Source organism: Neorhizobium sp. LjRoot104 (assembly GCF_964253725.1).
GTDB lineage: Bacteria > Pseudomonadota > Alphaproteobacteria > Rhizobiales > Rhizobiaceae > Neorhizobium.
In genome coordinates this window covers 405,639-426,140 of the sequence record NZ_CAXURS020000001.1, presented here as the reverse complement: position 1 = coordinate 426,140, position 20,502 = coordinate 405,639, and the positions used below count along the sequence as shown (strand labels likewise).

Below are 20,502 nucleotides of genomic sequence, written 5' to 3'. Positions count from 1 at the left end.
TTGTTCAACAGGGCGTGGCCTTAGCAAGCCCGCCGCCAAAAGTCACCAGCCGGATTGGCGAAAGTGTCTACCAGCCGCCTCCGCCACCGCCGCCTCCCCCGCCGCCGGACGAGCCGCCGGAAAAGCCGGAGGAGGATGAGGAGGATTTCGGGGCGGGGATGGTCGAGGCGATGGTGGAGGCCATCGAGGAGGAGAAGCCGCCGATGCGACCGCCGACGTTCGAGCCGTAATTGCCGCTGTACCAGCCGGGCGCATAGGCGCCGGCGGCAGCGCCTGCCGCAGCACTCGCGAGCCAGATCTCGAACGTATTGCTCCACGGCTTTTCGACGCCGAGCGCCACCGCATAGGGCAGCAGCTTTTCGAAATGCTGCGGCGACATGGTCGGAGCGCCAGCCGTGTTCATGCGGTCCTTTTCGGCAAGCGTCAGGTAGATACGCAGACCCTCGATGCCGTCCATCAGCTTGCGGCCGAGCGGCGTGGGCGCCCCCATCAGGAAAAAGAAGATGACGTTGGCGAGCACGATGCCACCGACCGAGACCATGATCGGCCAATGCTCGTCGCCGGTCATTTCCGACATGATCGCCACCAGCACCGCCGAGCCGATCGACAGGGCCACCAGGCCGACAAAGCCAAGAAGAACGACCGAGACGATCTTCGAAAACAGCGACGAGCCACGGCGCAAGCCCTTGCCGAAGGCGGCTGCAAGCACGCCGAAGACCACTGCGAAGAAAGCGGGAATGATCAGCATGGCGATCATGTCCGGCTCGAGATTGCCGAAGACCACCAGAGCCAGGATGGAGAGGACGCTCAAGACGACGCCGCCGATCACATAACCCTTGTTGCCATTGTAATATTTGCCGCGATGTTCCTTCTCGATCGCCTGGCGGAAGCTTGCGCCGATCGACTGGACGGAGGTGCCATGCGCCTCGTCGATCACCAGTGCCTGCCCCTTGGCACCGATGGAACCGAGGATCGAGGCCTGGCCGATCGGCACGTCCCGCGGCACCGCCTTTTCGGTGCGCCGGATGACGATTTTTTCTGCAAGGTCCTCCAGCGTGACGTAACCTTTGACCGCCAGATCGAGCGCGCTTGCGGCGAAAGCCGTCCAGCCGCCGCCGGAAAAGCCCTTGTTGTCGATGTAATTGACGAGAGCCGGCGACAGGCCGTCAGGCGCATCCCAGCGCGGCACGACGACGCCGCGGTCGGGATCGCGGCCGACGCGGGTCCAGAAAAGCGCGTAATAACCGACGACGAGGACGAGGCCGACGATCGAGATGATCGTCCCGATATTGTCGCGCCACCACCAGGCGCTTTCCTGATCTTTCGAAGGGGGAGCGACGACCCCTTTGGGGAAGCCGGCGACGATCGTCAGGCCCTCCCGCAGACCGAGCGGCCGAGTGGTCGTAAATACCGCCTGATTGCCGTTCGCCTGCATGCGGGCATTGCGGGCGGTGGAGCCGAGCGGACCGGTATAGGCGGCCGTCTGGGTGATCCGCGCGCCGCCCGGCAGGGTCACCCGCGCCGAGGCCTGGGCGATCCGAAACTCCCAGCCGTTGCCGGTGACGTTCCAGTAAAGCTCGTCGTGGTCGTCGAAATAGCGGAGCTGGCGGTCCGTCCTGTAGGTGAAGACGAATGTGTGCTCGCCATCCTGCAGGAACACGTCCTTGTCGCCGGAATAGATGCGGATGCCGCCGGTGACGCTTTCCGTGTGGAAGGGCTCAGGCTGGCCGTCGCGGGTGACGGAAACGACTTCGAAGCCGACGCGCACCGTGCGGCCGCCCGCATCCTGCATGGTGAGCGGAAAATCGCGAAACAGGCCGCGCTTGATCCTGTCGCCTTCCGCATTGGCGATGATCGTTTCGGTCACCGTCAGGTCGCCGTTTTCGGCGACCTGGATATCGGAATGATAGGAGCGGATATATTCCTCCGCCGCCGAGGGCAGCACCGAGGCCAGGCAGAAGAACAGCACCAGGCCGAAGCCGGAGAACCACCGCATCACGACATTTCTCCTCTTCGGCGCCGGCCGATCCAGGTTTTCCGTTTAAACTATGTCCGTGTATTCGACCCCGAGCGAGGCCAGCACGTCCCAGTAGCTGGGGAAGGTCTTGGCGACGCAATCCGGGTCGAGAATGGTGATGCCGCCGATCTTCAGCCCCGCCAGTGCAAAGCTCATGGCGATGCGGTGGTCGGCAAAGGTGTTGATCTCGGCGGATAAGGTCTGGCCGGCGAGCGAGGGATCGGAGGCGACGATCAGGTCGTCGCCCTCTTCCGTCGCAAGGCCTTCGCGGATGGCATTGAGGCCGAGCGAAAGCGCCCTCACCCGGTCGCATTCCTTGACGCGCAGGTTGGCGATGCCGGTGAAGCGCACCGGCGTTTCGTTGAAGGCGGCGAGCACGGCAATCGTCGGGATCGCGTCCTGCATCTGCGAACCGTCGATTTCAGCCGGCAGATGCGGGAATTTCGAGATGACATCGAAAGCCTTGGCATCCGGCTGGGTGAAGGCTTCGTTCGGCACGCCAAGATCGATGGCGCCGCCGGTCAGCACTTCGGCAGCCCAGAGATAGGTGGCGGCGGAGGCATCCGGCTCGATCACGAAATCCGCGGCCTTGTAGCCGGTCGGCTCGACCTTCCACGTCGCAGCGTCGATCTGCTCGACCCTGGCGCCGAAGGCCTGCATGGCGGCGAGCGTCAGATCGACATAACCGCGGGCGCCGATTTCGGCACCGGCGAGCGCCACCGTCAAGGGCGCGTTGGCGACCTGCTTGACGAGCGGCCCGGCCATCAGCAGCGCCGAAACATACTGGCTCGACAGGCCGGCATCGATCTCGACGCGGCCGGAGGCGAAATGGCCGTTGCCGCGCACGGTCACCGGCGGGCAGCCGGTCGGCGCCTCGGCATCGATGCCAAGCGATTTCAGGGCGGCGACAAGCGGGCCGATCGGCCGCTTGCGCATGTGCTCGTCGCCATCGACGACGACGGTGCCATCGACCGATGCAACGGCCGCGGTCAGAAAGCGGGTCGCGGTGCCAGCATTGCCGAGGAAGAGCGGTGCGGACGGGGGCAGAAGCTTGCCGCTGCCGGTGACAACGAAGGTCGTTTCGTCAGGCTGTTCGACCGTAACGCCCATGGCCCGCAGCGCTTCCGCCATATAGCGCGTGTCGTCGCTTCTCAGCGCGCCGGTCAGACGGCTGGTGCCCTCGGCAAGGCCCGCCAGAAGCAGGGCGCGGTTGGTGATCGATTTCGAGCCCGGCGGCACGGCGCGTCCGGAAAGCGGCTTGCCCGGCGGCAGGATGGTGAGTTTGGCTCTACCCATGATATTCGTCTCTTAACGCCAATGGAATGCCGCAACGAGGCGGCCGACCGCGCTCTTAAACCGTTGCGGCGTCAACGTCCAATGTCGGATTTCAGAACTTGACGGTCGGGACCGCCCGGTCGGCCGCGTTCTCGATCTCGAAATACTCGCGCTTCGAGAAGCCGAACTGGCCGGCGACAAGGTTGTTCGGGAAGCTCTCGACCTTGACGTTCAGGTCGCGGGCAGCACCGTTGTAATAGCGCCGCGACATCTGGATCTCGCCTTCGATGGTTTCGAGCGAGGCCTGCAGTTCGGAGAAGTTCTGGTTGGCCTTGAGGTCCGGATAGGCTTCGGCAAGCGCGATGATCTTGCCGAGCGCCTGGCCCAGCAGGCCTTCCGCCTGGGCGCGGCCGGCGACATCGCCCGCCGGCACCGCCTGCGCCTGGTTGCGCAGCTTGACGACTTCCTCGAACGTGCCCTTTTCGTGGGCGGCGTATCCCTTCACCGTCTCGATGAGGTTCGGGATCAGATCGGCGCGGCGCTTCAGCTGAACGTCGATGCCGGACCAGGCCTCCTCCGCCATCTGCCGGGCTTTGACGAGCCCGTTATAGATCATCACGACGTATAGTGCGACGAGAACGATTATGCCGATCAAAATGTACATCTGAGTCTCCCGACTTGGCCTTGCGATGCGACAGTAGAGGCTTGCACTAAAAAAGTGGTTGAAGTCATCGATTATTTTTCGCGGTGAATTTTTTGACTTACAGCAAAGTTCAGGCCGCGTGGATGTCCTAGATTCTCTTACAGAAAACGGGCGATTCCGACGATTCGGCCCACCTCAAAACAATCTGGATGGAATTGCCATGGCGTGCTTGGTGCGAACCGCCAATGTGCTGGCGTTTGCCGTGCTGTTTTTTCAGTACGCAGTGATGATGAAGCCCCCGGAGCCAGCCGGCACGCGCCGGTTTCTGCAGATCTATGCAGGGCAGCTTCCGACCGGGGCCTATCCGACCCTCAAACCCGTCTGGCAATTGGGCACGGAGTGGACGGGAGCCGTTTGAACGGCTCGCCGCACGCGATCGGACCTGGAATCAAGCGGCCCGACCGAAATTCACGCCACCGGCATCGGTCATCAGGAAGGCCTCGCCACAGGCTTTGGCGAGCGTGCGGACGCGCAGGATATAGCTCTGGCGTTCGGTGACCGAGATCACGCCACGCGCATCCAGCAGGTTGAAGATGTGGGACGCCTTGATGCACTGGTCATAGGCCGGGAAAACGCATTTGTGCAGCATCTGGTTGGCATTGGCGCCCGGAGCACCGGCAGCGAGCAGCGCCTGGCACTCCTTCTCGGCATCGATGAAATGCCGGTGCAGCATGGCGGTGTCGGCGAATTCGAAGTTATGGCGGGAATATTCCTGCTCGGCCTGCAGGAAGACGTCGCCATAGGAGATCTTTTCCTCGCCCTCGCGGCCGTTGAAATTGAGTTCGTAGATGCTGTCGACGCCCTGCAGATAGGTGGCGAGGCGTTCGAGGCCGTAGGTGAGCTCGCCTGCGACCGGCGAACATTCGATGCCGCAGACCTGCTGGAAGTAGGTGAACTGCGAGACTTCCATGCCGTCACACCAGCATTCCCAGCCGAGGCCCCAGGCGCCGAGCGTCGGGCTTTCCCAGTCGTCCTCGACGAAACGCACGTCGTGCAGAAGCGGATCGAGGCCGATCGCCTTCAAGGAACCCAGATAGAGCTCCTGCAGGTTCGGCGGGTTCGGCTTCAGGATGACCTGGAACTGATAATAGTGCTGCAGGCGGTTGGGGTTCTCGCCGTAACGGCCGTCGGACGGGCGGCGCGACGGCTGGACATAGGCGGCCTTCCACGGCTTCGGACCGAGCGCACGCAGGGTTGTGGCCGGATGAAAGGTGCCGGCACCGACTTCCATGTCGTAGGGCTGCAGGATGGCGCAGCCCTTGTCGGCCCAGTAATTCTGGAGCGCGAGGATCAGCCCCTGGAAGGAGCGGGTCGGAGACATGTGGTCGGGCAGCTCGGTCATGGCCATATCTGTATCGGTTCGAGGATGCGGACGAGTGCCACGCATCAGGGGCACGGGTCAAGGATTTATGCGTCTGCGGCGGTTGCAGGGTATGCGTGCCGGGCGCGATCCATGTTAGGGTGCTGCGGTTCTTCCGGAGAAAGACCATGAACGTCAAGAACAGCTTCACCTTGTCCGAACGCTATCTGCGCTATGCGGAACGTATGGTCGAAGACGGCCAGTTCCCTTCCATCGAGAAGGTCATCGAGGCCGGCATAGACAGCCTGATGCAGGCCGATCCGGCGCCAACCGGCGAGAGCGATCCGCTGCTTGCCATGAAGGACGAAATCCGCCGCCGGATGGAAACGCCGCGGGAGGAGTTTCTTCCGTGGGACGGCGAGGCCATGGCCGAAAGGATCAAGGCGAAGCTCGACGAGAAATACAAGAACCGCGGATGAGTTATAGGATTGTCAAACATCCGCTCGTCGAAAGCGATCTACTCGACATCACCGATTTCATTTCCTCCTATGCCGGCCTGGAGATCGGGAAATCCAAGGTCGACGAGATTACCGGCTTCATCTCCAAACTCACGGACTTTCCGAAAATCGGCTCGATCAGGGAAGATCTTGCTGACGGCCTTAGAGCTATTCCGGCAATGGAGAAGGCCGTCGTCTGTTTTACAGTCGATGACGAAACGCTGACGGTCACCATTCTCTGCGTGAGTTATGCCGGTTCGGACTGGAGCTCGCGGATCAAGGAACGAATTTAGCGGCGCTCATTCCTCATCCCGCTTCACCCGGTATTCCCCCGTCACTGGGTCCCGTTCCAGGGTGCCGATCGCACCCGTTTGGCGTTCCTTTTCCTCCCGGCGGCTGCGCGACGACAGTCTTTCGGCGTCCTTGATGAACTTCTTGTAGAGCATCCAGCCGCCGCCGATGACGATGATCAGAAATAAAAGCTGCGCCATTTCCCCTCGCGCTATCCTGACGGCCTCAAAGGCCGTAGCGGCTCCACATTGCCTTTTCTTCCAGGCTCGCCGCAAGTCCCGTGACCGCGCCTGCGGCGATTTCTCCGGCCCTGCCTTCACCGAATACCACGCCGGGTACGCGGCGACCGAAGAGCGTGCGGGCGCTGCCGATCAGTTCCAGCCTCGTATCCTTGCCGTAACGGCGCTTGAGGACCTCGCGCATGTCGCCGAGACTGTCGATCAGGCCGAGGTCGAGGCCACGCAACCCGCTCCAGAACAGGCCGGAAAAGATCGTCGCGTCATCAGCCAGCCGCTCGCCGCGGCGCATCTTGACCATGTCGATGAAGACCTTGTGGATCTCGAGCTGCAGGGCCTTCAGGTATTCGATATCGCCTTCCTTCTCCGGCTGGAAGGGATCGAGGATCACCTTGTTCTCGCCGGCGGTATAGACGCGGCGCTCGACGCCGATCTTGCGCAGCAGTTCCGGGAAACCGAAGCCGCCGGAAACGACGCCGATCGAGCCGACGATCGAGGTGGGGTCGGCAAAGATCTCGTCGCCAGCGAGCGCGATCATGTAGCCGCCCGAGGCCGCGACATCCTCGACGAAAACGAGCACTTTCTTGTTCTTTTCTTCCGCCAGCGACCGGATGCGCTGGAAGATCAGGCGCGACTGGACCGGCGAACCGCCCGGCGAATTGATCGAGATGGCGACGACCGGCGCGTCTTTTTTCGAGAAGGCCTTGTCAAGCATCGGCGCCACACCCGCCAGGTTGAGGCTCTGCTTGAACTGGCTGCCGCCAGCCATGATCGCTCCATGAAGCCGGACGACGGGGATGGTGAGGCCCTTCTTACGGAACCTTTTCGGCATCAACCTGTTCAAAAACCCGGCCATTTCTTTTCCTTCTGTCGCATTCAGCTCTGCCAAAGCATGTATGTGACGGATTTTCAAACGCAATGGCTGCGCCCCTTAAAGCAGGATTTTGATTTTCCAGTTGCGAATGACTTGCATTATCATTCCAATGAGGCATTATCCGCTCGCGAACGGAGATGGAATGAAGATGGACGTTTTGAGTTCAAAGCAGGACAGCGGCTGGCGGAACAAACGGGGGGAGGCATCGCTTTCCGACGTCCATCGAAGCATCAACATCTCGCGCTCCGGATCGCGGTGGCGACGGCTGGCGGCCTTTGCAGGCCCGGGTTACCTGGTCGCGGTCGGCTACATGGACCCCGGCAACTGGGCGACCTCGCTCGCCGGCGGCTCGAAATTCGGTTATGCCCTGCTTGCGGTGGCGCTCTTGTCCAACCTGATGGCGATCGTGCTGCAGTCGCTCTGCGCGCGTCTTGCGATCGCATCGGGCCGGGACCTGGCGCAGGCCTGTCGCGACGCGTTTCCGAAATGGGTCTCCATTCCGCTCTGGGCGCTTGCCGAAATCGCCATCATCGCCACCGATATCGCCGAGGTGATCGGCACCGCGATCGGCCTCAACCTGATCTTCGGCATTCCGCTCGAACTCGGCGTGCTGATCACCGCGCTCGACGTCTTCATCATTCTCTATCTGCAGAAGATGGGTTTCCGCTGGGTCGAAGCCTTCATCATCACCCTGCTCGGCGTCATCGCCTTGTGTTTCGCGATCCAGATCTTCCTCGCCGATCCGCAATGGGGCGGCGTCATCCGCGGTTTCTTCCCGACCACCGAGATCGTCACCAATCCGGAGATGCTCTATCTGGCGCTCGGCATTCTCGGCGCGACCGTCATGCCGCATAACCTCTACCTGCATTCCGGCATCGTGCAGACCCGCAACTACGGCCACACCCTGCCGGAGAAGAAGGAAGCGCTGACCTTTGCGACGATCGACTCCACCGTCGCGCTCTGCTTCGCGCTGTTGATCAACGCCTCGATCCTGATCCTCGCGGCAGCGGCCTTCAACAGCACCGGGCGAACCGAAGTCGCCGAGCTCGGGGAAGCCCATTCGCTGCTCGCGCCGCTTCTCGGGCTCGCCATTGCGCCGACCCTGTTCGGGATAGCACTTCTCTGCTGCGGCCTGAATTCGACGGTGACGGCGACGCTCGCGGGTCAGATCGTCATGGAAGGCTTCCTCAAGATGAAGCTGCAGCCATGGATCCGCCGGCTGATCACCCGGGCGATCGCCATCATACCGGCGGCGTTCGTGACCATCTGGTACGGCGACGCGGGGACGGCGGAACTGCTGATCCTCACGCAGGTCGTGCTCAGCCTGCAGCTTTCCTTCGCAGTCTTCCCGCTGGTCATGTTCACCGCCAGCAAGGCCAAGATGGGCGAGCTCGTAGCACCGATCTGGCTCTCGGCCATCGCCTGGCTGATCGCCGTCGTCATTGCCGGCCTGAACGTCAAGCTGCTCGTCGACTTCGTCGCCGGCTAGCTTTCTGACGCAATTCCGGACGGAAAACCGCTACGCACTTTTCCTGGAATTGCTTGGCGGATTTCGTTTCGGGCTGAGGCGGGAATAGGCGGCCCGGCCATTGTTGAGGTCGTCCACGAAGGGCGAGAACGCATGGCCGTCCGTGCCATGCACGAAAAGCGGCGCCCGGAATGTCAGCCGGGCGCGCGATCCCTTGACGGCGGTGACGAGAATGCGCGTGGCGCTTTCGTCCGGCCGGGGATGGAGGGCGGTGATTTCCAGCCCGCCGAAACGCTGGCCGCAGGCCCCGATGATCTCGGCGATCGATTGCGGCCGGGCGATCAGCGACAATTGCCCGCCGGGCCTCATGATCGCGCCGGCCGTGCGGATCCAGGCTTCGAACAGGTCGTCCGTCATCGCATGCGCCTCGGCCTTCAGGGCATCGGGCGTCTTGCGATCCGCCGCGTGGTTGAAGGGCGGGTTCATGATCACATGGTCGTGGATCTCGTCCACGAGGCCGGCGGCAACACGGGGTTTGCCGGTGAGCGTTACGTCGGCTTCGAGCACTTCGACGCGATTGGCGAGGAAGGCGTTTTCCGGAAGTGCCAGGGTCCTGCGGGCATAGTGGGCCATCAGCGGCGATTTTTCGATCAGCAGGACTTTTGCCTGTTGCAGGCGTGCGGCGACCGCAAGGCCAGCCGCACCGGCGCCCGAGCCAAGGTCAGCAACGCTAACCGGCCTGTCGGCGGCGACCAATGAGGCGAGCAGCATCGCATCGACGCCCGAACGATGCCCGCCGCCCTTCGGCTGCATGACGTGGAACCGGCCGCGATGGAACGCGTCGATGGTGTGGGTCGGGGTGGTCATGGCGCGAGGTATTTCTCGATGCTGGGGATAGGCCGAACACGTTGAGCGTCGGCGGTCGTCAGCCCCCCTCTGCCCTGCCGGGCATCTCCCCCTCGGGTGGGGAGATCACAAGTGGCGCGACCGGCGCTTTCCCCGAAACGACGTTCCGGAAGAGAGGTAGGATTGCGACATGCGGGGGCAACCGTCGCAATAAAATGCACAGGGGAAAACGGTAGATTGGGAGCGAGGAGCATGCCTCTGGCCGATCTCCCCACCTGAGGGGGAGATGCCCGGCAGGGCAGAGGGGGGCGATCCGCAAAGAGGCTCAAGGTTAGAACTCCAAAAACATTCAGCGCCGAGGCCCTTGAGCCACCCAAGGCCATGGCCTCAGAAAAACTCAGATCTGACCTCCCCAAGCATCAAGGCCGCAGCTCCGCTTCCAGCCCCGCGTCCTTCAAAATCCGCCGCGCCTCATCCGCCCGCTCGCTATCCACCATCAGCCGGCGCTGCAGCAGCCCGAGCGAACCCTCGAGCACGCTCATCGACTGGTCGGCTACCATGCAGTGGATGCCCGCATCCTTCATCAGGCTCTCAGCCAGCGACAGGGTCACGATGTCGTTGGTGCGGATGATCTCCAGCATGGCTTGTTTGTTACCCCATTATATCCGGCGGGATGCGATTTGCGCTTGCCGCACTATCAGCCTCTTTCTATTGTCGTTTGAAAGATTTCGATAGGGAGGCCTGATCATTGGGCGTCGTCATACCGCTTGAAGAAGGCAAAAACAAACTGGCATCCGTCAAACCGCTGGTGGATCTGACCAAGGCGGACATGGATCGGGTCAACCAGCTGATTCTGTCCAAGGCCGGCTCCGACGTGCAGATGATCCCGGAAGTCGCCAACCACCTGATCTCGTCCGGCGGCAAACGCCTGCGACCGATGCTGACGCTCGCCTCCGCGGCCCTGTTCGGCTACCAGGGCGAGGCCCATGTGAAGCTCGCGACCAGCGTCGAGTTCATGCACACGGCGACGCTTCTTCACGACGACGTGGTGGACGAAAGCGACCTGCGCCGCGGGCGGTCCACCGCCCGGATGATCTGGGGCAACCAGGCCAGTGTTCTGGTCGGCGATTTCCTGCTCGGCCAGGCTTTTCGCATGATGGTCGATGTCGGCTCGCTCGAAGCGCTCGACGTGCTGTCGGCCGCCGCCTCGGTGATCGCCGAAGGCGAGGTGCTGCAGGTTTCCGTCGCCAAGAACATGGAGACGACCGAGGACGACTATCTGTCGGTCATCCGCGCCAAGACGGCGGCGCTGTTTGCGGCCGCCGCCGAAGTCGGCCCGATCATCGCCAATGCCGACAAGGCCGGGCGCGGCGCGCTGAAATCCTACGGCATGAACCTCGGCCTTGCCTTCCAGCTCGTCGATGACGCGCTCGATTACGGCGGCAAGGCTGCCGATCTCGGCAAGAATGTCGGCGACGACTTTCGCGAGGGCAAGATCACGCTGCCCGTCATCCTCTCCTATCGCCGCGGCACCGAGGCCGAGCGCGCCTTCTGGCGCCAGGCGATCGAGAAGGGCGAAAGCAGCGACGAGAACCTCGAAAAGGCGCTCGGGCTGATCAACAAATACGGCGCCTTGAACGACACGATCGGCCGCGCGCTGCATTACGGCACGATTGCCCGCGATGCGCTGGCGCCGCTTCCAGCCTCGCCGCTCAAGGCCGCTCTTCTCGAAGTCATCGACTTCTCGATCCAGCGCGTCAACTGACGGCAAGCCGTCCGTTGACGAAGGTGTGACCGGCGCCGCCCTCGCGCGGCGCTGGGGATTTCCTTGCGGACGTGCTTCAAAAAAGCCATTCTATCGTGAATCAATAGGGCGGAATCGGCGGCGGTATTTCACCGGCCTGCCATGCTCTTACGAAAGGCATGTCTATGCGGCAGAAATCCAGCCTTCTTCTGCTCTCCAGCGCAGCACTTGCAACCGTCCTCCTGTTCGGAACGGTGGCCAGCGCGGCAACGGCGGAAGCGAAGCCAGCGGTGAAAGACACGGTGACGTTCGGTCCCGGCAACGTGAAGACGTTTTCCGGCGCCTTCCTGGCAGCGCGGACAGCCGACGTCGATCATGACTATGACACTGCGATCGCGCTCTACCGAAAGGCGCTGGCTTTCGATCCCGCCAACCTGGAAATCCGCGAACGGCTGATGATCTCGCTGCTGCTCAACGGCGATTTCGACCAGGGCCTCGCTGAAGCCAACGCGCTCAAAGACGATAACGCCGTCGAGCGGATCACCAAGATCGTCCGCGGCCTCGATGCCATGCGCGACAAGAAGTTCGATACCGCCAAGAAGGTTCTTGCCTATGAAGGCCCGAACGATCTCGACCGGCTGACCCACCAGCTTCTCTCCGCCTGGGCTGATGTCGGCGCCGGCAAGGGCAAGCAGGCGATGGCCAGCATCAACAACCTCAAGGGGCCGGCCTGGTACAAGGTGTTCACCGATTACCATCTCGGCGCCATGGCGCTGGTGACCGGCGATATCGGCACGGCACGGCAGCATCTCAACACCGCCGTCACCAACAAGGAAGCCGTCGCCACCGCGCCGGACACCTTTATGCGCGCGGTGATGGCGCTGGCACGTCTTGAGGCGGCTGCCGGCAACAAGCAGAAGGCGCTGGATGCGATCTCCGTCGGTGACGGCATGGTTTCCAACTATGCGCCGCTGAAGGCCCTGCGCCAGAGCATCGAGAAAGGCCAGAAGCCCGAACAGCAGGTGAGCAATGCCGCAGAAGGCGCTGCCGGCGTCCTGTTTTCGATCGGTGGCGCGCTGAACCGCCAGGGCGCCGAGGACATGGTCTCGCTTTACCTGCAGATTTCCCACGCGCTCGATCCCAAGAGCGCCGATACGCTGATCCTGCTCGGCGGCATCGCCGAAAAGCTCAAGCAGCCGGAGCGCGCCATCAAGTTCTATGCCAGCGTTCCGGCCGATTCGCCGATGCGCCGCATTTCCGAACTGCAGCTCGGCGTGACGCTTTCCGACACGGGCAAGGTGGACGAAGCCAAGCAGCACCTGAAGTCGCTGATCGATTCCGACCCGTCCGACATTCGCAGCTACATCGCCTATGGCAGCGTGCTTTCCGACGCCAAGGACTACAAGGCCATGGCGGAAACCTACGACAAGGCCGCCGAGGTCATCGGGCCGGTGCCGAAGCCCGGCGACTGGACCATCTTCTTCCAGCGCGGCATCGCCTATGAGCGGCTTAAGAACTGGGCGAAGGCCGAGCCGAACTTCCGCAAGGCGCTGGAGCTCAACCCGGAGCAGCCGCAGGTCTTGAACTATCTCGGCTATTCGTTAGTCGACATGAACAAGAACCTCGACGAAGGCCTCGACATGATCAAGCGGGCCGTCGATGCGCGGCCGGACGACGGTTATATCGTCGATTCGCTCGGCTGGGCCTATTACCGGATGGGCAAGTTCGATGACGCGGTGACCGAACTCGAACGTGCGGTGCAGCTACGCGCCGGCGATTCGACGATCAACGACCATCTCGGCGATTCCTACTGGCGCGTCGGGCGCAAGCTCGAGGCCGTCTACCAGTGGAATCGGGCGCTGATCTCGGAAGGCGAGGATATCAACCGCGAGCAGATCAAAGAAAAGATCGAGAAAGGCCTCGCGCCGCTCGATCCGAACGCGACGACCGCCGACCGCAGCCCGTCGGAACCCGTGGCACCTGCCCCGCCGGCGCCGGCCAATCCCGACAAGAAATCCTGACGCGCATGCTTCTGGACAATCCGTCATCCGACAACTGGCTCGCCGACAAGGCGGGCCTCTTCGAACTGGCGCCCGCCAAGATCAATCTCGCCCTGCACGTGACCGGCCAGCGGGGGGACGGCTATCATCGGCTCGAGAGCATCGTGACTTTTGCGGATATCGGCGACCGGCTGTGCTTCAGCGAGGCCGACGCCGACGATTTTTCCGTTTCCGGCCGGTTCGCTTCGCTGCTGCCGACCTCTGCCGAGGGCAAGCATGGTAATCTCGTGCTGAAAGCCCGCGACCTCCTGCGCCAGGCGCTGGAAGGAAGAGGCGTTTCAGTGCCGCCGGTTGCCATCCATCTCGAAAAGAACCTGCCGGTCGCAGCCGGTATCGGCGGCGGTTCGGCCGATGCTGCAGCAGCCCTGCGCGGCCTGATGCGCTTCTGGAATGCCAGCCTGCCGGACGGGGACCTGGCAACGCTCGGGCTTTCGCTCGGCGCCGATGTGCCGATGTGCCTCAAGGGCGAGGCGCTGATGGCCAAGGGGATAGGAGAGGAACTGACCACGCTTCCCGACCTGCCCTCGCTGTCGCTGGTGCTCGGAAATCCGCTGGTCGGGGTCTCTACGCCGGATATCTTCCTCCGTCTGACGCAGAAGGAAAACGCGGCGATCGGCCCGTTCGACGGCGACTGGATCGGCTTCCTGAAAACTCTCCGGAACGATCTTGAACCGCCGGCGCGCTCGCTGGTGCGAGAGATCGACCAGATCTCCAGCCTGATCGGCGCGGAGGGCACCATGCTGACGCGGATGTCCGGTTCAGGCGCCACCTGCTTCGGGATATTTCCTTCCTTCGAAGCGGCGGAAAAGGCGGTGGAAAACCTTAACGGCCAGAAGCCGGAATGGTATTTTCAGGCGGTGAGAACCGTTGGCCCCGCGACCGAGAAAACAAGATGAACCGGATCGACGACACCCGCTCCTTCATCCCCGTCGGCATCGCCGTGCTGACCGTCTCCGACACGCGCACGCTTGCCGACGACAAGTCCGGCGACACGCTGGTGGCGCGAATTGCCGAAGCCGGGCATGAACTGAAGGCGCGCGCGATCGTGCCCGACGACAAGGACCGCATTGCCGGCCAGGTGCGGGAATGGACGCTCGATCCGGATATCGACGTGGTGATCACCACGGGTGGCACCGGCTTTACCGGCCGGGACGTGACGCCTGAAGCGCTGGAACCGCTGTTCGAAAAGCGCATGGACGGCTTTTCGGAAGTGTTTCACCGGATTTCCTACGACAAGATCGGCACCTCGACGATCCAGTCGCGGGCGACCGGCGGGGTGGCGAACGCCACCTTCATCTTCGTGCTGCCGGGTTCGCCCGGCGCCTGCAAGGACGCCTGGGACGGCATCCTGAAAGCGCAGCTCGACTACCGCCACATGCCCTGCAATTTCATCGAGATCATGCCGCGGCTCGACGAGCACCTGAAGCGCGGCGGCAAATAGGCGTTTACCGGACGGCCGCCGCCACCCAGGCCGGGATCATCTCACTCGCCAGCTTCGACACCTTCTGGCCCCGCGCCAGCGCTTCGAGATCCATCCCCGACTTTGCAAGCGCGATCGCCTGCCGCTTCGGCAGCAACATGCCATATTCCAGCGGCGGCACGGTGCGGCCGATCCGTTTGAAGAACGGCCGCCGGTAATTGCGCGCGGGCGCGAACCGGGCCGGCAGCTTGTTGAGCGCGATGTATTCCATCACCTCGTCTATCCAGCCGGCCTGCAGCCGCGCACCGGGTTCGACCAGCAACAGCCATTCGCCGCGGGCGCTGCGCAGAATATCCTTGATGTCCCAGTGGCCATGAAAACGGCAGCCGGCCACATCCGCGACGCGGGAGGAACCGTCCCGCGAACCGTGATCGAGTACCACGACATCGCTTACAAGCCCCTCCACCGCGGCGGAAACGAGCACCGAGAGCGTCTGCGCCAGCTCGGATTCCTGGTCGCGGCATTCCATGATGACAGTCAGCATTCCTGACATGTAACGCATTGCCACAAGGAACGCCACAAATGCCCGCTCCAAATTTTGTTCTTGCAATGTTCTTATTTTAAGGCTAGGAATTTAATCATCAGGAACGGGGAATTTCCCCTTCAGGAGCTAACCCATGAACGAGCTGCATCAATTGCGGCAGGACGCTTTTGCGCCTGCCCATACGGCAGATATTGCCGATGCGTTGGTCAAGTCCTCCGGTCTTCGGGTGGAGGTCGACCGGCGTCGCGGACGCGGCGCAGGTCTCAATCCGAGCGGCCGTTTCGAGGAAGAGCGCCGCGAGGCGTTCGACGATGGCTGGCAGACGCTGGAGGAACTCGAACCGTTCAGGACCGAGGTGCAGGTGGAAAAGCCGCGCACCGCAATCACCCGCAACGAATCGCCCGACCTGTCCTTCGACCGCTCGATCAATCCCTATCGCGGCTGCGAACACGGCTGCATCTACTGCTTCGCCCGGCCGACCCACAGCTTCATGGGGCTTTCTCCGGGCCTTGATTTCGAATCAAAACTGTTCGCCAAGCCGGACGTGCCGAAACTGCTCGAACGGGAGCTGAGCCGCCCGGATTACAAGGTGCGGGCGATCGCGATCGGCACCAATACCGATCCCTATCAGCCGATCGAGCGGGAATGGCGGATCATGCGGCAGATCCTGGAAGTGTTGCAGAAGGCCAACCATCCGGTCGCGATCGTCACCAAGTCGGCGCTGATCACCCGCGACATCGACATTCTCGCCGACATGGCTTCGAAAGGGCTCGCAAAGGTCGGGATTTCCGTGACCACCCTCGACCGCAAGCTTGCCCGCACCATGGAGCCGCGCGCCTCGACCCCTCCCAAGCGCCTGACCGCCATCAAGGCGTTGACCGATGCCGGCATTCCGGTAGCGGTCATGGTGGCACCCGTCATTCCGGCGCTCAATGACCATGAGATCGAGCGTATTCTGGAAGCCGGCCATGCGGCGGGGGCGACGGAAGCGAGCTACGTGCTGCTGCGCCTGCCGCTGGAAGTGAGCCCCCTGTTCCGCGACTGGCTGCTGCAGCACTATCCGGACCGCTATCGGCATGTGATGTCGCTGGTGCGCTCGATGCGCGGCGGCAAGGACTACGACGCCGAGTTTGGCAAGCGGATGAAGGGCGCCGGGCCCTATGCCTGGCAGATCGGCCGCCGTTTCGAGATGGCGACCAAGCGGCTCGGCATGGTCCGGCGCGGACTGCCGCTGCGCGACGATATCTTCCTGCGCCCCGACGGCGGCGGCATCCAGCTCTCGCTGCTCTGACCGGTCCGCTCAGGCCCAATCAGGAATTCCAATTTCCGACGCGACCCGCCCTGTCCCCGCGTCGGGAAATACCCCGGTTCCACCGCCGCCCCTCGGTGGATAGCGACGCCGCAATCGCCCGCCGGGGGTTGCAGGAGGTCGGGACGACGTGCGAGGTTGCCGCCATGTTACCTCGCACGTCGCCCGATTCTCCGATGCTTTTCGAAGACGTACCGCTGGTTCCGGATTTCAGTCTGGAGCTTGTGGCGCGGCAGGCCGGCCACTGGCCGGTCGCGGGTACCGACGAAGCCGGACGCGGGCCGCTGGCAGGCCCGGTTGTCGCGGCGGCCGTCATTCTCGACCCGGATAACATCCCCGACGGCCTCAACGATTCCAAGCAGCTTACCCTTAATCAGCGGGAAGTTCTGTTCGAGGCGATCATGGCGACTGCGGAAGTATCGATCGCCGCGTCCGGTCCGCGCCATATCGACGAACGCAACATCCTGCGCGCCAGCCTCGATGCCATGCGCCGCGCGGTGGCCGGACTTGCGGTCACGCCGGCCTATGTGCTTGCCGACGGCCGCGACGTGCCGCAGGGTCTGTGCTGCCCCGGCAAGTCGGTCATCAAGGGCGACGCCCGCTCGGTCTCGATCGCCGCCGCCTCTATCATCGCCAAGGTTACCCGCGACCGGATGATGACCCGCGCCCATCTGGTCTTCCCGGCTTACGGCTTCGCCAACCACGTGGGATATGGGACAGCGCAACACCGCGCCGGCATCGAGGCGAACGGCCCCTGCTCGCTGCACCGGATGAGCTTTCGGCCGCTGCGCAAGGATGAACTGCCGGAGAGCTGAGCGGCACTCCTGCTTTTTACCTGCGCCATTCGGCGGGCGCTTCGGCACGATACCCATCGAACAGCAATCCGCCATGCGGGGCGAAGACTTGCTCCGCGCAATCCAGCAACGGTCTTGCCTCTCCTTCGCGAAACAGCACGTCGAAGGCGACAATGAATGCATCCCCCAGCCCCGGATCGAATGCAGTTACCTGCCGCGGCAGCCATTTGCCGGCACCGGACCATTGCCCGTTGCTGCGCAAGATGAAATCGCCGAGCGCCTGGTAAAGCGCCGCGCCGATCGCTATCCGCTCGAAAGCAGGCCGTTCGTCGGCAAGATCTGTCAGCATGCCCGATATGACATAACGCATGCGGTCGAGCGCCTCCCGATCCAGTCGCGGCGGGCCCTTAACGAAGAGAGCCTCGGCCTCGCGGCGAAGCGCATCCGCCCGCTGCGGGCGCGGGCCGATAGCAATTCCTTCCATTACCATGCGGATCAGCACGGGACGGCCCGCTTTTACATCCGTATCGAGGAACCAGCGCAAGGTCCCCTCGTCCTGGACCAGGGTTTCGAACGGCACGCCTTCGAAGATTTCCGATTCGCGATGGGCATGCGGCAAGGCCGAATGCAGAACAACGAGGTCGATATCGGAGGACGGGGTTCCGGTGCCCCGCATGATCGAGCCGGCCACGAAGGCAAAGTCCGCATCGGCAAAGCGCTCGGTCAGAAACTGCCCCGCCAAGGAAAGCGCCTGTTCCCTCGACAGATTCCCCGCAATCAAAGCCATTGGCGATCCTCCATCCCAAAACGAAAAAGGCCGGGGTTTCGCCCGGCCTTCGGAAGTCCTATGTGATTGAAATCAGTTCAATCGCGACTGCACCTTGCCGACGGCGTCCTTGAAGAGCGTGTCCTGGGTGGAGGCATCGGCCTTACGGGCGATGACGCTCTGGGCGGCGGCGATGGCGAGATCGACTGCGGCAGCGCGCACGGCACCGATCGCTTCGGCTTCAGCCTGTTTGATCTTCTGCTCGGAGAGCGCGTTGCGGCGAGCGACGAACTCCTCGGTCTTCTGGCGAGCTTCCTCGGTCAGGCTTGCTGCCTCACGTTCGGCGACAGCCACGATCTGCGCGGCCTCGGCTTCCGCTTCCTTGCGCTTGCGCTGGTATTCGGCGAGCAGTCCCTGCGCTTCCTCGCGCAGACGCTTGGCTTCGTCGAGTTCCTTGCTGATGTTTGCGGCGCGCTCGTCGAGCGACTTCGCCATCATGCCCGGCACTTTCAGGTAAACGATCAGGGCCAGGAAGATGACGAGTGCGACGAGTGCGAAAAATGTTGCATCCAATGTCATTGGATCAGGCCTCCGTCTTCGCGGCTGCAACTGCAGCCTTGATGTCGTCACCGCTTGCCTTGGCGCCGATCAGCTGATCGACGATGGCGGTGGCGGTCTCTTCGGCGATCTGGCCGACTTCTGCGAAGGCTTTTGCCTTGATTTCGCCGATGCGGATCTCGGCAGCGGCCAGCTTCTCGGTAAGTTCGGCCTCGATCGCGGTGCGATCGGCGGCAGCTTTGGTCTTGGCGGCCTCGCGAGCGGTTTCGGCGATCTTGTGGCCCTTGGAACGGGCAGCTGCCAGTTCCCTTTCATAGGTCTCGACGGCAGCGTCCGCTTCCGCCTTCAGGCGAGCGGCTTCGTCGAGGTCCTGGGCGATCCGGTCGTGGCGGTGTTCGAGAATGCCACCGACGCGCGGAACGATGACCTTCTTCATCAGCAGATAGAAGAGGCCGAAGCTGATGACCAGCCACAGAAGCTGCGAAGCGAAATGGGTGGAATCCAGGGGCGGGAACGCACCCTTGTGTTCGCCGCCGTGGGCAACGCCGGTTTCGGTATGCACCTCGCCAGCGGGCGCGGCAGGCGTATTTGGAGCGGCCGGCGCGGTCTGCGCATATGCCGAGGTCACGAACATCATCACCTCCAGGTGAATTCCAAATGCGAAAGACCACGGCCGCCCTGTTCAGGCGGCCGCGATCGAATTCCTGGTCTGATATCAGACCACGAACAGGAGAAGGAGAGCGACGAGCAGCGAGAAGATGCCCAGAGCTTCCGTAACGGCGAAGCCGAATACCAGACGGCCGAACTGGCTGTCAGCGGCAGACGGGTTGCGCAGTGCGCCCGACAAGTAGCTGCCGAAGATGTTGCCGAGGCCAAGAGCCGTACCGGCCATACCAAAGCAAGCCAGGCCTGCACCGATGAACTTTGCTGCTTCCGCTTCCATGAGAAACTCCTTCGAAATGGTTGTTGCGGCTGTAGACTGACGCCTATGACGCCAATGTCTTTATCCTTAGTGCCCGCCGGGATGGACCGCGTCGTTGAGGTACATGCAAGTCAGCACCGCAAAGACGTAGGCCTGGAGGAAGGCGACGAGGAATTCGAGACCGGTCAGGGCGACGGTCATGATGAGGGGCAGGATGGCACCACCGATGCCGAGTGCGCCAAGCGCTCCGAGCGAGCCGACGAAGCCCGCGAACACTTTCAGGGTGATATGGCCGGCCAGCATGTTGGCGAACAGACGAACGGAAAGCGAGATCGGACGCGAGAGGAACGAAATCACTTCGATCGCCACCACCAGCGGCAGAAGTGCCCCCGGGACGCCGCTCGGCACGAAGAGCTTGAGGAAATGCAGGCCGTGCTTGTAGAAACCGTAGAAGATCACCGTGCCGACCACGAGGATCGCCAGCGCAAATGTGACGATGATCTGGCTGGTGACGGTGAAGAAATAGGGGAACATGCCGAGCAGGTTTGCGGTCAGCACGAACATGAAGAGCGAAAAGACCAGCGGGAAGAACTTCATGCCATGGCTGCCGGCGCCTTCGCGCAGCATGTTGGCAATGAATTCATAGGACATTTCCGCAACCGACTGCGCGCGGCCCGGGACGACCGAGCGCTGCGAGGTCGAGAAATAGAGGAAACCTGCGGCGGAAGCCACGGTCGCAACCATGAACAGGGATGCATTGGTAAAGGAGAAGTCGATGCCGCCGATCTCGATCGGAACGATCTTGTTGATCTGGAACTGATGGATCGGATCGTTTGCCACCGTCTACCTCTTTCATTCGCCGCCTTGAGCGGCTCCCT

The 20,502-nt window shown here is 62.7% G+C and carries 24 protein-coding genes; 10 read left to right on the top strand and 14 right to left on the bottom strand.

Annotation, left to right across the window (positions count from 1 at the left end):
- Positions 1–67: 67 nt before the first annotated feature.
- The 3 genes from ACSQ8R_RS02050 to ACSQ8R_RS02040 all read right to left on the bottom strand — a co-directional run bounded on the left by ACSQ8R_RS02050 (position 68) and on the right by ACSQ8R_RS02040 (position 3,956).
- Positions 68–1,996 carry a DUF2207 family protein gene (locus ACSQ8R_RS02050; protein WP_436255349.1) on the bottom strand — a complete coding sequence of 643 codons (1,929 nt, stop codon included), beginning with the start codon at positions 1,994–1,996 and terminating at the stop codon, positions 68–70.
- 45 nt (positions 1,997–2,041) lie between these two features.
- A complete protein-coding gene (locus ACSQ8R_RS02045; protein WP_436255348.1) occupies positions 2,042–3,316 on the bottom strand; it encodes a 3-phosphoshikimate 1-carboxyvinyltransferase in 1,275 nt (424 codons plus the stop codon).
- Positions 3,317–3,404: 88 nt separating this feature from the next.
- Positions 3,405–3,956 (bottom strand): LemA family protein, encoded by a 552-nt coding sequence (locus tag ACSQ8R_RS02040; RefSeq protein ID WP_436251847.1) that lies wholly within the window; start codon positions 3,954–3,956, stop codon positions 3,405–3,407.
- A gap of 58 nt (positions 3,957–4,014) precedes the next feature.
- Here ACSQ8R_RS02040 and ACSQ8R_RS02035 point away from each other — a divergent pair, with 58 nt between their 5' ends.
- Positions 4,015–4,353 carry a hypothetical protein gene (locus ACSQ8R_RS02035; protein WP_436251846.1) on the top strand — a complete coding sequence of 113 codons (339 nt, stop codon included), beginning with the start codon at positions 4,015–4,017 and terminating at the stop codon, positions 4,351–4,353.
- Positions 4,354–4,383: 30 nt separating this feature from the next.
- Here ACSQ8R_RS02035 and ACSQ8R_RS02030 read toward each other — a convergent pair whose 3' ends face one another.
- Positions 4,384–5,337 (bottom strand): glycine--tRNA ligase subunit alpha, encoded by a 954-nt coding sequence (locus ACSQ8R_RS02030; protein WP_436251845.1) that lies wholly within the window; start codon positions 5,335–5,337, stop codon positions 4,384–4,386.
- A 146-nt stretch (positions 5,338–5,483) separates the two neighbouring features.
- On the opposite strand from ACSQ8R_RS02030, the gene ACSQ8R_RS02025 reads away from it, so the two are divergent.
- Complete coding sequence (locus ACSQ8R_RS02025; RefSeq protein ID WP_436251844.1) at positions 5,484–5,774, top strand: hypothetical protein; 291 nt, start codon at positions 5,484–5,486, stop codon at positions 5,772–5,774.
- Positions 5,771–6,085 carry a type II toxin-antitoxin system RelE/ParE family toxin gene (locus ACSQ8R_RS02020; RefSeq protein ID WP_436251843.1) on the top strand — a complete coding sequence of 105 codons (315 nt, stop codon included), beginning with the start codon at positions 5,771–5,773 and terminating at the stop codon, positions 6,083–6,085. The genes ACSQ8R_RS02025 and ACSQ8R_RS02020 overlap by 4 nt, the downstream gene beginning before the upstream one ends.
- A gap of 6 nt (positions 6,086–6,091) precedes the next feature.
- Here ACSQ8R_RS02020 and ACSQ8R_RS02015 read toward each other — a convergent pair whose 3' ends face one another.
- Complete coding sequence (locus tag ACSQ8R_RS02015; RefSeq protein WP_113130751.1) at positions 6,092–6,283, bottom strand: hypothetical protein; 192 nt, start codon at positions 6,281–6,283, stop codon at positions 6,092–6,094.
- A gap of 25 nt (positions 6,284–6,308) precedes the next feature.
- A complete protein-coding gene (locus ACSQ8R_RS02010) occupies positions 6,309–7,175 on the bottom strand; it encodes a S49 family peptidase (RefSeq protein ID WP_436251842.1) in 867 nt (288 codons plus the stop codon).
- A gap of 166 nt (positions 7,176–7,341) precedes the next feature.
- On the opposite strand from ACSQ8R_RS02010, the gene ACSQ8R_RS02005 reads away from it, so the two are divergent.
- Positions 7,342–8,682, top strand: a complete 1,341-nt coding sequence (locus ACSQ8R_RS02005; protein ID WP_436255347.1) for an Nramp family divalent metal transporter — start codon at positions 7,342–7,344, stop codon at positions 8,680–8,682.
- Between the two features lie 30 nt (positions 8,683–8,712).
- On the opposite strand, the gene ACSQ8R_RS02000 is transcribed toward ACSQ8R_RS02005, so the two are convergent.
- Complete coding sequence (locus tag ACSQ8R_RS02000; protein WP_436251841.1) at positions 8,713–9,528, bottom strand: tRNA1(Val) (adenine(37)-N6)-methyltransferase; 816 nt, start codon at positions 9,526–9,528, stop codon at positions 8,713–8,715.
- Positions 9,529–9,926: 398 nt separating this feature from the next.
- On the bottom strand, positions 9,927–10,148 hold the full coding sequence (locus ACSQ8R_RS01995; RefSeq protein ID WP_436251839.1) for a DUF2007 domain-containing protein: 222 nt from the start codon (positions 10,146–10,148) through the stop codon (positions 9,927–9,929).
- A gap of 107 nt (positions 10,149–10,255) precedes the next feature.
- Here ACSQ8R_RS01995 and ACSQ8R_RS01990 point away from each other — a divergent pair, with 107 nt between their 5' ends.
- From ACSQ8R_RS01990 to moaB, 4 genes are all read left to right on the top strand, one after another.
- The gene (locus ACSQ8R_RS01990) at positions 10,256–11,272 is read left to right on the top strand and encodes a polyprenyl synthetase family protein (RefSeq protein WP_436251838.1); all 1,017 of its coding nucleotides are present in this window, start codon (positions 10,256–10,258) and stop codon (positions 11,270–11,272) included.
- A gap of 164 nt (positions 11,273–11,436) precedes the next feature.
- Entirely contained in the window at positions 11,437–13,272 is a 1,836-nt protein-coding gene (locus ACSQ8R_RS01985; protein WP_436251837.1) for a tetratricopeptide repeat protein, read from the top strand.
- 5 nt (positions 13,273–13,277) lie between these two features.
- On the top strand, positions 13,278–14,207 hold the full coding sequence (locus ACSQ8R_RS01980; protein ID WP_436251836.1) for a 4-(cytidine 5'-diphospho)-2-C-methyl-D-erythritol kinase: 930 nt from the start codon (positions 13,278–13,280) through the stop codon (positions 14,205–14,207).
- Entirely contained in the window at positions 14,204–14,752 is a 549-nt protein-coding gene (gene moaB, locus ACSQ8R_RS01975; protein WP_436251835.1) for a molybdenum cofactor biosynthesis protein B, read from the top strand. The genes ACSQ8R_RS01980 and moaB overlap by 4 nt, the downstream gene beginning before the upstream one ends.
- 4 nt (positions 14,753–14,756) lie before the next feature.
- Here the strand turns inward: moaB and ACSQ8R_RS01970 are convergent, their stop codons facing one another.
- Positions 14,757–15,275 (bottom strand): glycosyl transferase, encoded by a 519-nt coding sequence (locus ACSQ8R_RS01970; protein WP_436255346.1) that lies wholly within the window; start codon positions 15,273–15,275, stop codon positions 14,757–14,759.
- A 133-nt stretch (positions 15,276–15,408) separates the two neighbouring features.
- Between ACSQ8R_RS01970 and ACSQ8R_RS01965 the strand changes: the two genes are divergently transcribed.
- A complete protein-coding gene (locus tag ACSQ8R_RS01965) occupies positions 15,409–16,566 on the top strand; it encodes a PA0069 family radical SAM protein (protein ID WP_436251834.1) in 1,158 nt (385 codons plus the stop codon).
- A gap of 164 nt (positions 16,567–16,730) precedes the next feature.
- Positions 16,731–17,399, top strand: coding sequence for a ribonuclease HII (locus tag ACSQ8R_RS01960; RefSeq protein ID WP_436251833.1), 669 nt, complete (start codon positions 16,731–16,733; stop codon positions 17,397–17,399).
- A gap of 16 nt (positions 17,400–17,415) precedes the next feature.
- Here the strand turns inward: ACSQ8R_RS01960 and ACSQ8R_RS01955 are convergent, their stop codons facing one another.
- From ACSQ8R_RS01955 to ACSQ8R_RS01935, 5 genes are all read right to left on the bottom strand, one after another.
- A complete protein-coding gene (locus ACSQ8R_RS01955; protein WP_436251832.1) occupies positions 17,416–18,165 on the bottom strand; it encodes a nucleotidyltransferase domain-containing protein in 750 nt (249 codons plus the stop codon).
- A 72-nt stretch (positions 18,166–18,237) separates the two neighbouring features.
- Positions 18,238–18,723, bottom strand: coding sequence for a F0F1 ATP synthase subunit B (locus ACSQ8R_RS01950; RefSeq protein WP_436251831.1), 486 nt, complete (start codon positions 18,721–18,723; stop codon positions 18,238–18,240).
- A gap of 4 nt (positions 18,724–18,727) precedes the next feature.
- Positions 18,728–19,336, bottom strand: coding sequence for a F0F1 ATP synthase subunit B (locus ACSQ8R_RS01945; RefSeq protein ID WP_436255345.1), 609 nt, complete (start codon positions 19,334–19,336; stop codon positions 18,728–18,730).
- A gap of 81 nt (positions 19,337–19,417) precedes the next feature.
- Positions 19,418–19,645 carry a F0F1 ATP synthase subunit C gene (locus tag ACSQ8R_RS01940; RefSeq protein WP_037087706.1) on the bottom strand — a complete coding sequence of 76 codons (228 nt, stop codon included), beginning with the start codon at positions 19,643–19,645 and terminating at the stop codon, positions 19,418–19,420.
- Between the two features lie 66 nt (positions 19,646–19,711).
- Positions 19,712–20,464, bottom strand: a complete 753-nt coding sequence (locus tag ACSQ8R_RS01935) for a F0F1 ATP synthase subunit A (protein WP_436251830.1) — start codon at positions 20,462–20,464, stop codon at positions 19,712–19,714.
- Positions 20,465–20,502 lie beyond the last annotated feature (38 nt).